The organism is Spirulina sp. CCY15215 (assembly GCF_016888125.1).
GTDB lineage: Bacteria > Cyanobacteriota > Cyanobacteriia > Cyanobacteriales > Spirulinaceae > CCY15215.
Genome location: NZ_JACSWA010000224.1, coordinates 1 through 11,146, shown reverse-complemented (window position 1 = coordinate 11,146; position 11,146 = coordinate 1). Strand labels below are relative to the sequence as shown.

8 protein-coding genes are annotated in these 11,146 nt (G+C 47.5%); 6 read left to right on the top strand and 2 right to left on the bottom strand.

Translation table 11 applies throughout. From position 1 onward, the window contains the following. The coding region (locus JUI58_RS01465; RefSeq protein ID WP_204101967.1) for an RNA-guided endonuclease TnpB family protein at positions 1 to 673 on the top strand (673 nt) is incomplete at its 5' end. Between the two features lie 381 nt (positions 674 to 1,054). Next, positions 1,055 to 1,693: a DUF2807 domain-containing protein gene (locus JUI58_RS01460; protein WP_204101966.1), complete on the top strand. Its 639-nt coding sequence runs from the start codon at positions 1,055 to 1,057 to the stop codon at positions 1,691 to 1,693. Positions 1,694 to 1,748: 55 nt separating this feature from the next. Here the strand turns inward: JUI58_RS01460 and JUI58_RS01455 are convergent, their stop codons facing one another. Both JUI58_RS01455 and JUI58_RS01450 read right to left on the bottom strand, forming a co-directional pair. Further along, positions 1,749 to 2,177, bottom strand: coding sequence for an anti-sigma regulatory factor (locus JUI58_RS01455; RefSeq protein ID WP_204101965.1), 429 nt, complete (start codon positions 2,175 to 2,177; stop codon positions 1,749 to 1,751). After that, positions 2,174 to 3,652, bottom strand: coding sequence for a GAF domain-containing SpoIIE family protein phosphatase (locus tag JUI58_RS01450; RefSeq protein ID WP_204101964.1), 1,479 nt, complete (start codon positions 3,650 to 3,652; stop codon positions 2,174 to 2,176). The genes JUI58_RS01455 and JUI58_RS01450 overlap by 4 nt, the downstream gene beginning before the upstream one ends. 525 nt (positions 3,653 to 4,177) lie before the next feature. Here JUI58_RS01450 and hoxE point away from each other — a divergent pair. The 4 genes from hoxE to JUI58_RS01430 all read left to right on the top strand — a co-directional run bounded on the left by hoxE (position 4,178) and on the right by JUI58_RS01430 (position 11,085). Then, positions 4,178 to 4,726: a bidirectional hydrogenase complex protein HoxE gene (gene hoxE, locus JUI58_RS01445; RefSeq protein WP_204101963.1), complete on the top strand. Its 549-nt coding sequence runs from the start codon at positions 4,178 to 4,180 to the stop codon at positions 4,724 to 4,726. Between the two features lie 68 nt (positions 4,727 to 4,794). Further along, positions 4,795 to 6,390 carry an NADH-quinone oxidoreductase subunit NuoF gene (nuoF, locus tag JUI58_RS01440; RefSeq protein ID WP_204101962.1) on the top strand — a complete coding sequence of 532 codons (1,596 nt, stop codon included), beginning with the start codon at positions 4,795 to 4,797 and terminating at the stop codon, positions 6,388 to 6,390. Positions 6,391 to 6,444: 54 nt separating this feature from the next. After that, positions 6,445 to 10,020, top strand: coding sequence for a pyruvate:ferredoxin (flavodoxin) oxidoreductase (nifJ, locus tag JUI58_RS01435; RefSeq protein ID WP_204101961.1), 3,576 nt, complete (start codon positions 6,445 to 6,447; stop codon positions 10,018 to 10,020). Positions 10,021 to 10,068: 48 nt separating this feature from the next. Continuing rightward, complete coding sequence (locus JUI58_RS01430) at positions 10,069 to 11,085, top strand: dihydroorotate dehydrogenase-like protein (protein WP_204101960.1); 1,017 nt, start codon at positions 10,069 to 10,071, stop codon at positions 11,083 to 11,085. Positions 11,086 to 11,146: the final 61 nt, after the last annotated feature.

Here is an 11,146-nt window from a genome sequence, read left to right as displayed (position 1 = left end):
AAAATATGCCAATCCTAGACATATTGCCAAACATGAAAAGAACCTCAAGCGCAAACAACAAAAACTTTCTCGCAAAGTTAAAGGCTCTAAATCGAGAGAAAAAGCGCGTAAACTGGTAGCCAGAGTTCACGAGCGAGTTAGGAATTCCCGCCAAGATTTCCTGCATAAACTGTCAAGAAAATTGGTAGACGAAAACCAAGTCATCGTTGTGGAAAATCTCAACGTTAAGGGAATGGTCAAAAAGCGGTGCGACCCCGGCGAATCGAATTCGCCTAGGGAACGCGCACCAAGAAATCACTGTCTCGCTAAAGCTATTTCTGATGTCGGGTGGGGAACATTCATCAATTTTCTCGATTACAAACTTGTCAAAGAAGGAAAAGTATTAATCGAGATCGATCGATGGTTTCCTAGTTCTAAAACCTGCTCTGAATGCAATTACAAAATGGACAAAATGCCCTTGGATGTGAGGGAGTGGACTTGTCCTAAATGCGGTACGACCCATGACCGCGATGAGAATGCCTCGAAAACCATCAGAGCAGAAGGCATCAGACAAATACAGGCGCTGGGAATCAGCGCTTCTGCGGGTGGAGGGGATGTAAGACTCGTCATCAACAATGTTGATGAAAAGCAGTTCCCTGTGAATCCCGAAGCCACTCATCTATCCGTAGGATGATGAGTCGGTAATTCACCCATAATAATTCCTTGGTAATAAATACACCGGAGTCAACTACAAATCGAGTCTTCTCAATTCCCAAAATACTTCCCAAATTTTTCAAATTCCATACAGAAATCGAAAAATCCACAGAAATTCAGTCATTCCCACGAACTCATCTAAAATAAAACCTCACTTCCCGCTCAAAAATCTGTGTTAAAGTAAAAAATAAGAAAACATAAAAAATAAGAAAATAGCCTAGGAAATGCAGGTTATATGTATATCGGGACATTTAAGCCGACTTCAAATTTTATAACACTAAATAAAACAAAAATCATGAATATTCAACTATCAGATAAGGTAGCATTAGTAAGGGGTTCAAAGAAATCTAAACTATACGATTTGGCTGCGTGTTTAGCCGCCTTAAGCCTCTTTGGAGGCTGCTTTTTCAGTATCGGGGTTAGAGGATCTGGAGTCGTCAAAACCGAAACTAGAGAAGTGGCTGCATTTTCATCTATTTCTAGTGAAACTGTTGGTAAGGTGATAGTGCAGCAGACGGGAAAAGAGTCCCTCAAAATTACCTCTGAGGACAACATTTTGCCCCTCTTAAAGAGTTATGTAGCTGACAATGTGCTGTATCTCACCATCGTGAAAGATGCCAGTTTCAACCCAACTAAGCCCATTCAGTTTATTGTGGAGGTCAAGAACTTAGAAATCTTGAACATAAAAGGTGTCGGTAGTTTGGAAGTTAAGGATATCCAAGGTAAAAGGTTGTCAATTTCCCTTGATGGGGTAGGTAGCATGACAATTACCGGAAGTGTCGATGTGCTGGAACTTACTCTTTCTGGGGTCGGAAGTTTTCATGGCGAGGAATTCAAGACTAAGCAGGCTACGGTTCGGAACAGAGGCGTAGGGACTGCTGTAGTCAATGTGAGCGAACAGTTAGACGCAACTGCATCTGGCGTGGGTTCGATAGAGTATATCGGTTCTCCCCAAGTCCGGTCATCTGCAAGGGGTGTGGGGGCGGTCAAGAAACGATAAAACCCATTTGGTTATGCCAAGTTCCTTGCACTGGAGATAATCTTCAATCAAAATATTATGGGGATGAAGCAATATTCACACTCAAAATTGTGCGATTGAATCCGTTAACCCGTTCGTAGGTAAAGCGATCCACGCTGGCGATCGCCAAAAAAATACCCAACCCGCCAATAGAACGAAGTTCGGGAGGTTGCTGAACCGCTTGTAGGGCTTTGGCTTGGCTATGTTGGGGATTGTAGGCCATGCCCGTATCTTCTACGGAAATCGTGAGGTAATCTGCCTCAATGCAGGCACACAGGTGTAATTGTCCCTCGATCCCAGCTTCCTGATAACCGTGCAGGATAATATTCGTCGTCACTTCGTCCACCGCCAAGCGCAAATTATACGCTGTTTGGCGATCGAGTCCCGCCCTGTCTGCTACCGCTTTAATATAGCGAGCGATCGCCTCTAATGCCTCCAATGTTCCAGCTACTGTTAATCTTGTCATTCGTCTCTCTCCTTACGACGTACTGCGATCGCAGTAATGTCGTCAAACTGTTCAGCATCGATAGCGTGTTCCATCACTCGAGCGACAATATCCTGTAGTAGTACCTGTGCAGAGGCTCTGCCGGGTTGCAAAACCGATAGCAATTTTTCATAGGAAAAAAAACTATCGTCTAGGGCCCGAGATTCCGTAATCCCATCGGTATATCCCAGCAAGATATCCCCAAAATCTAAATAAGTTTGTCGAACTCGATAGGTCATTCCCGGTAATAAACCCAAAGCTGGCCCCGTCCCTTTGAGTTCTTCACGAACATTCCCATCGCGATCGAGGAGCAAGGGAGGTTCGTGACCGCTATTAATATAAGTTAGGATTCCCCGTTCTGGGTCTAAAATTCCAAAAAAGAGAGTGGCAAACATCCCTAAGTCTCCGTGATTGATAGCAATATAATCATTGGTGAGACGAATAGCTCTGAGGGCGTTGATATGAGTGAGATTAATGGGTTCGCCAAAATGACCCGAGAGGGGCAGTCCATCCTCATCTAGTTCTGTGGGTTCGACAAATAAATTAGCCATTAAGTCCGCACGAAAGCTCAATCCTTCTAAATTGGTCTGCCCCGAAAAGATGCGAATTAAGCTGCGGAATAAGCCCATAAATAAAGCCGCACCGACTCCCTTATCGCAAACATCGGCAATAATCAAGCCAACTTGACCCCCCGATAAGGCAAAAATATCATAAAAATCTCCAGCCATTTGCCGCGCGGGTTGAAAAAAGGCGGCAATTTCCCAGCCCGGCCATTGGGGGATGCGATCGGGGAGAAAGTTAATTTGAATATTGCGTCCTTTCTCCAATTCGGCGTTTAAGGTGGCGCTGTAATGTTGCAATTGGCCGTAAAGTTGGGCGTTTTCGAGAACTATGCCCAGTTGGTTGGCCATGGCTTGCATCAGGCTCATTTCATCAAAGCCAAAATGGTTGGGTTGGGAGTGCAGGAGGGTTAACAGGCCAAACAGTTCCCCTCTTCTGAGAATGGGAATGCCTAGGGCCGATCGCACGAGATAAGGTTGTTCGGGAAATTGCAACCAGCGATCGTCTTCCTGGGTGTCTGTGACTAAGCCAATTTTACGATTTTTGCAAACCCAGCCGGCCAAGCCTTTATCGAGAATAGTATTAAAAATCCGAAATCGTCCGTCGGGATCTGTATCTCCTCGGGTTAAAATTGCATCTTGAATTTTTCCTGATGGGGTGAGGAGAAAGAGACTACCTTTTTCTGCCCTAGTCATTTCTGCGGAAGTCTCTAGGGTTTGTCGGAGAAAATTATTCAGCAATTCAGTGTGAGAGGGAGAACGGGCGATCGCGATAAAGCCTTCGAGTAGTTTGCGTTGCACTTCAAAGGCTGCTTTTTCCATGGCCATTTCGGCAACCTGTCGTCGCAGTCGTTGTAGTTCTCGGTGTAGTTCTGTTTCTTGCTCGTCCTCTATCATTGTGACACCGCGATCGCAGGTGGCTCTATTTTCTCTTTACTCTAGTTAATTATTTGGGCAAAAGCAATCACTTTGGTTTTGCGGGAGGTACAGGGGGTTAGTTGTTATATTTCCTTCTTGCTGGCGATAACTTACATTTTCTCTCAGATTGTTAAGTTTTTGGCAAGATTTCATCCCTGGCAAATAAACTTGTTTACAATCAAGAAAGACGGAAAAATTTAAGACGTACACTACTCAAGTTTAGGTCAAGTTTAGGTCAAGTTTAGGTCAGGAATTGGGAGAATTATTAGCATTGCTTTATCCAAGTTACTTCCTATACTAAAGCAACAAAATAGTTGTTTAAATACAACTAATTCCCAAAAAAACGCGATCGCGCTACACCTGAAATCTAAAAACAATCTTAATCTCAGAGCCGAGGCGATCGCCTCCTTCCTAGCCTCTAATCTTGGCGTTTTGGAATTATTTCCCTCAATACTTTGTCTCCCTTGCACTGTTAAAATTCATTTTGATTCTAGGGAAAAATCAATGACCTCAGCAACAACCGAAGCAACAACCGAAGCAACAACCGAGAAAATCGCAAGTTCTACTTCTCCCAAAACCGTCACTTCAGACAAACGCTTTAAAGTGCTGAATGCTACCATGAAGCGCCATCATTATCAACAAGACGCATTAATTGAGGTGCTTCATCAAGCGCAAGAATCCTTCGGTTTTTTAGAACTGGAAGTCCTCGAATTTGTGGCACGAGGACTAAAGTTGCCCTTAAGCCGCGTTTATGGCGTTGCGACCTTTTATCACCTCTTCTCTCTCAAACCCAATGGCAAACATACCTGTGTTATTTGTATGGGTACCGCTTGTTATGTCAAGGGAAGTGACAAAATCTTAACAGAATTAGAACAAAAATTAGGAATTAAAGTCGGGCAAACTACTGCCGATGGGGAAGTTTCTCTCATGTCTGCACGTTGTTTGGGAGCCTGTGGCATTGCCCCAGCAGTGGTTTTTGATGGCGAAGTTGCCGGGAAACAAGACGAAAACGATGTCCTCGCAACAGTAAAAACTTGGCAGTCTTTAACCTAATTGCGAAATTGCGATCGCCGTCCCTCCCTCCCATTATTATCCCACCCTAGAGCCAGAATTTCCCTACTATGAATAGAGAAGAACTCCTCAATTATCAGGCCGCCGCTACAACACAAATGCAGCAGAAAAAACGTCTCCACTGTTGCACCGCCGCCGGTTGTTTCTCCTCGGGGGCTGTAGCCGTAAAGGAGAGTTTAGCAGCAGCCGTGAAAACCCAAGGACTCGAAGACCAGATCGCGGTTTGTAGCGTTGGTTGTCTCAAGTTATGCGGACAAGGTCCCCTAGTTGCCACGGAAGATGCCCTTTACGAACAAGTGCAGCCCGATGGCGCATCTGCCCTGATTGCCGCTTTAAACGGTCAGGAAGAGCCGGAAAACTTGCCAATTAAGTGCGATCGCCAACAGCCATTTTTTACCCGCCAACAGCCCATCGTCCTCGAAAATAGCGGACAAATTGACCCAGAAAAAATTGACGAATATATCGCAGTGGGAGGCTATCAAGCCCTATATGAAGCCCTGATCGAAATGAACCCCTCAGAGGTAATTGAGGAAATTACCCGCAGTGGTTTGCGAGGACGCGGAGGAGGCGGTTATCCTACGGGGTTAAAGTGGGCGACGGTGGCGAAAATGCCAGGTCAACAGAAATACGTCGTTTGCAACGCCGATGAGGGAGATCCAGGGGCATTCATGGATCGTGCGATTTTGGAAAGCGATCCCCATCGCGTTATTGAAGGTATGGCGATCGCCGCCTATGCAGTGGGGGCAGATAGCGGCTATATCTACATTCGCGCCGAATATCCCCTCGCCATCAAACGCCTGCAAAAAGCAATTCAACAAGCTAAACGCTTGGGACTGATGGGATCGAAAATTTTTGATTCTCCCTTTGATTTTAAAGTGGATATTCGCGTCGGTGCCGGTGCTTTTGTCTGTGGGGAAGAAACCGCCCTGATCTCCTCGGTAGAAGGGAAACGAGGCACCCCCAGGACGCGCCCTCCCTATCCTGCCGAAAGCGGTTTATGGGGCTATCCTACCCTGATTAACAACGTGGAAACCTACGCTAATGTGACGGCGATCCTGCGAGAGGGGGGAGCATGGTACGCCAATATTGGTACAGAAAAGAGCAAAGGTACTAAAGTGTTTGCCCTCACAGGAAAGGTGAAAAACACTGGCCTGATTGAAGTCCCGATGGGGACTTCCGTGCGCGACATTGTAGAAGTAATGGGAGGAGGAGTACCAGGAGGAGGTAAAGTCAAAGCCGTGCAAACCGGGGGACCATCGGGGGGTTGTATCCCGGAACATTTGCTGGATACTCCCGTAGACTATGACTCCCTAAAACAAGTCGGGACAATTATGGGCTCTGGGGGGGCGATCGTCATGGACGAAGAGACGAGTATGGTAGAAATTTCCCGCTTCTATATGGAGTTTTGTCGGGATGAAAGTTGCGGTAAGTGCATCCCCTGTCGTGCCGGGACGGTGCAGCTTTACGAGTTATTAACTAAGTTACTCGATCGCCAATGCAAGGCGCGAGATTTGGCTCAGTTGGAGGAATTATGCCAGATGGTACAGGAGATGAGTCTCTGCGGTTTGGGCATGACGGCTCCTAATCCGGTTGTGAGTACCTTGAAGTATTTTCGTGAGGAATATACTGGGCTTTTGAGGGAGTAGGGAGTAGGGATGAGTAAACAACAATCAATCACTAAAACAATGAGGTCTCGCGCTATGAATACTAAAAATTTTGCCACAATTGACGGGAATGAAGCAGTTGCCCGGGTCGCTTACAAACTTAATGAGGTGATTGCCATTTATCCCATTACTCCCGCTTCCCCGATGGGAGAATGGGCGGATGTTTGGGCAACGGGGGAACAGCCTAACCTTTGGGGAACCGTGCCTTATGTCGTGGAAATGCAGGCGGAAGGAGGGGCAGCAGGGGCAGTACACGGCGCATTACAAACGGGATCTCTCACTACCACTTTTACCGCCTCTCAAGGGCTATTGTTGATGATCCCCAACCTCTACAAAATTGCGGGAGAATTGACCCCCTGCGCGATCCACGTAGCGGCGCGATCGCTGGCAGCACAGGCTCTCTCGATTTTTGGAGATCACAGCGACGTGATGGCAACACGAGGAACGGGTTTTGCTCTTTTATGTTCGGCTTCAGTACAAGAAGCGCAGGATTTGGCGGCGATCGCCCAAGCCGCAACTCTCAAAACTCGCATTCCTTTTCTCCACTTTTTTGACGGTTTCCGCACTTCCCACGAGATCCAAAAGGTGGAACTTCTAGAGGATTCCGTGTTGGATGCTCTCATAGATGAGGAAAAGATCGCCGAACACCGCGATCGCGCCCTCACTCCCGATCGCCCAGTATTGCGCGGCACGGCTCAAAACCCCGATGTCTATTTCCAAGCACGAGAAAGCGTCAATCCCTTTTATAACGCCTGTCCGGACATTGTACAGGAGGTGATGGAACAGTTTGGCGACCTGACGGGACGACACTATCGCCTTTTTGAATATTACGGCGCACCGGATGCCGATCGCGTCTTAATTCTCATGGGTTCCGGCTGCGAAGCGGTTCACGAAACCGTCGCTTATTTGAATCAAAATGGCGCAAAAGTGGGGGTGATAAAAGTACGTTTATATCGTCCCTTTGCCACAGAAAAATTGATTGCTGCTTTACCGGAGACAGTTCGCGCGATCGCAGTTTTAGATCGCACTAAAGAACCAGGATCGGCGGGAGAACCCCTCTATCAAGATATTCTCACCGCCGTGCAAGAGGTGCAATGGGGGGAAAATATAGACCTAAAAGCCAAAACTCAAAACCTGAAAACCATTGTGGGCGGGCGCTACGGACTCTCTTCCAAAGAGTTTAATCCTGCCATGATTAAAGGAATTTTTGATAATCTCAACGAGACTACCGCCCAAAATCACTTTACCATCGGCATTGAGGACGATGTGACCCACACTTCTTTAAGGTACGATCCCAATTTTACCACAGAACCAGAAACCGTTGTTCGCGCCCTCTTCTACGGTTTAGGCTCCGATGGGACCGTGGGTGCTAACAAGAATTCCATTAAAATTATTGGCAGTCAAACCGACAATTACGCCCAAGGCTACTTCGTTTACGACTCGAAAAAATCCGGAGCCGTTACCGTGTCGCACCTGCGCTTTGGTCCTGATAAAATACGCTCAACTTATCTCATTAACCAAGCCAATTTTATCGGCTGTCACCAGTGGCTTTTCCTAGAAAAATTGGACGTTTTGGCAACAGCAGCAACTGGGTCAACCTTCTTACTCAATAGTCCTTATTCCCAGGAAGAAGTTTGGGGACAACTTCCCCTCGAAATTCAAGAACAAATTGTTCGCAAAAACCTCAAATTCTACGTTATTAATGCTAGTAAAGTCGCCCGAGATAGTGGCATGGGACAGCGCATTAATACCGTAATGCAAACCTGTTTCTTTGCCCTAGCAGGAGTATTGCCTCGGGAAGAGGCGATCGCCGCCATCAAACAGGCGATCATTAAAACCTACGGCAAGAAAGGCGATCACATCGTACAGATGAATTTACAAGCGGTAGACAATACCCTCAAAAACTTGTTTGAGGTGAAAGCAGAAGAAGCCAATAGCAGCCTACATCGCAGCGCCCCCGTTTCTCCCGCCGCTCCCGATTTTGTGCGTCAAGTTGAGGGTAAAATCCTCGTGGGGATGGGAGACGAACTCCCCGTGAGTGCCTTACCCTGCGATGGTACTTATCCCACCGGTACCGCCCAATGGGAAAAACGCAACGTTGCCGAATTTATCCCCGTCTGGGATGCGGATATCTGCGTGCAATGTGGTAAATGCGTCATGGTTTGCCCCCATGCCGTCATTCGCGCCAAAGCCTACGACGAAACCGCCCTCACCAATGCCCCAGAGAGCTTTAAAGCCACAGCCGCCCGAGATAAAGACTTTCAGGGGCAGAAATTCACCATCCAAGTCGCCCCGGAAGACTGTACAGGTTGCGGTATCTGCGTCGAGGTTTGCCCCGTGAAAAACAAAGCACAGCCCTCCCTCCGCGCCATTAATATGCAGCCGCAATTACCCCTGCGAGAAGCGGAAAAAGCAAATTGGGACTTCTTCTTAAATTTACCCAACCCCGATCGCACTCAACTGAAACTGAATCAAATTCGCCAACAGCAGATGCAGCAACCCTTGTTTGAGTTTTCCGGAGCCTGTGCCGGTTGCGGGGAAACCCCCTATCTCAAACTCGTCAGTCAACTATTTGGCGATCGCCTGATTATTGCCAATGCTACCGGTTGTTCCTCCATTTACGGCGGTAATTTGCCCACAACTCCTTGGGCCAAAAACGAAAGCGATCGCGGACCTGCTTGGTCAAATTCTCTCTTTGAAGATAACGCCGAATTTGGGCTAGGTTTCCGTGTTTCCATCGACAAACAAAGCGAATATGCGTCGGAATTATTGACAAGATTAGCACCAGAACTCGGGGATAGTTTTGTGAGTGAACTTCTCAACGCCGAACAAAAAACCGAGGCGGACATTTATACCCAACGGGAACGAGTTGTAGCCTTAAAAGAACGCTTGCAAAGCCTTAATTCTGCCGCAGCCGCACAATTGCGAACCCTCGCCGACTATCTAGTGAAAAAATCCGTCTGGATCGTGGGAGGAGACGGCTGGGCTTACGATATCGGCTTTGGGGGCTTAGATCACGTCCTCGCCAGTGGTCACAATGTTAACGTCTTGGTGATGGATACTGAAGTTTACTCCAATACCGGAGGACAGTCCTCCAAAGCCACACCCCGAGGCGCAGTTGCCAAATTTGCCGCCGGAGGTAAACCCTCTGCTAAGAAAGATTTGGGCTTAATTGCCATGACCTACGGTAACATCTACGTGGCTTCCGTCGCGATGGGTGCGCGGGATGAACATACCCTCAAAGCCTTCCTAGAAGCGGAAGCCTACGACGGACCCTCCCTAATTATTGCTTACTCTCACTGCATTGCCCACGGCATCAATATGCAAACCGCCATGAGTCACCAAAAGGCGCTGGTAGAAAACGGGCGTTGGTTATTGTATCGTTATCACCCCGATCGCACCGAAGTTGGAGAAAACCCCCTACAACTCGATTCTCGCAGTCCCAAGAAAGCCGCTAAGGACAGCTTTAACGCCGAAAATCGCTTCAAAATGTTAACCAAAACCCAACCCGAAGCCGCTAAAAAATTATGGGCTGAAGCGCAACAGGACATCGATACCCGTTGGCAAATGTACCAATATTTAGCCGCACGTAAATTGGGCGATCGCGAATAGCTTCTCCCTCTCCTCCCACCTCCCACCCTCCCCCTCTTCTTAAGACCTATGGATATCACCACCACCTATCTAGGAATTCCCCTGCGATCGCCCCTTGTCCCCAGTGCCGCCGCCCCCCTCACGGAAAATATTGATAACCTCAAACGCATGGAGGATAACGGCGCAGGGGCGATCGTCCTGCATAGCATCTTTGAAGAACAACTCACTCAAGATGAGATTGAACTTCATCATCACTTAATTCGCGGTACAGAAAGTTTTGCCGAATCTCTTACTTATTTCCCCGAACCAGAAACCTTCCACGTCGGACCCGAAGAATATCTCAACCATATTCGCAAAGCCAAAGAAACGATCGGTATCCCCATTATTGCCAGCTTAAACGGTTCTACCTTGGGAGGTTGGACGAATTTCGCCCAGCAAATCCAGTCGGCAGGAGCCGATGCCCTCGAGTTAAACATTTATAGCATTCCCACAGATATTCACACCACAGGCTCACAAATTGAAGCCAATCACTTAGAGATTCTGCGAGCCGTCCGTGGGGTCGTAGAGATGCCCATCGCCCTGAAAATTAGTCCCTTTTATAGCAATTTGGCGAATATGGCGCAACAGTTCGCTGATACGGGAGCCGATGGCTTAGTGTTATTTAATCGCTTTTATCAGCCGGATATTGACATAGATGAGTTAATCGTGCATCCCAATATTCTCTTAAGTACCCCCCAAGCCCTGCGCCTACCCCTACGCTGGATCGCCATTTTATACGGTCGAGTTGAGGTAGATTTTGCTGCCACCAGTGGCATTCAGTCGGGAAAAGATGCCCTGAAAATTCTCATGGCCGGAGCAAGCATCACTCAAGTCTGTTCTACTTTATTGCGCCACGGGATTTCCTACTTAAAGATTATGGAAGCAGAAATGTGTCATTGGCTCGAGGAAAATGAATATACTTCGATCCAACAACTACAAGGTAGTATGAGCCAGCGTAATTGTCCTGAAAAGAGCGCCTTTGAACGAGTACAGTATATGGAAGGGATTCAATCCTATCCAAAAATGCAAAAAGAGGACTCCCGTTAGACCCAAAGGGTTAACGGTGAGATGACGAGCGCGTTCCCTAGGTGAATTCGATTCACCGGGG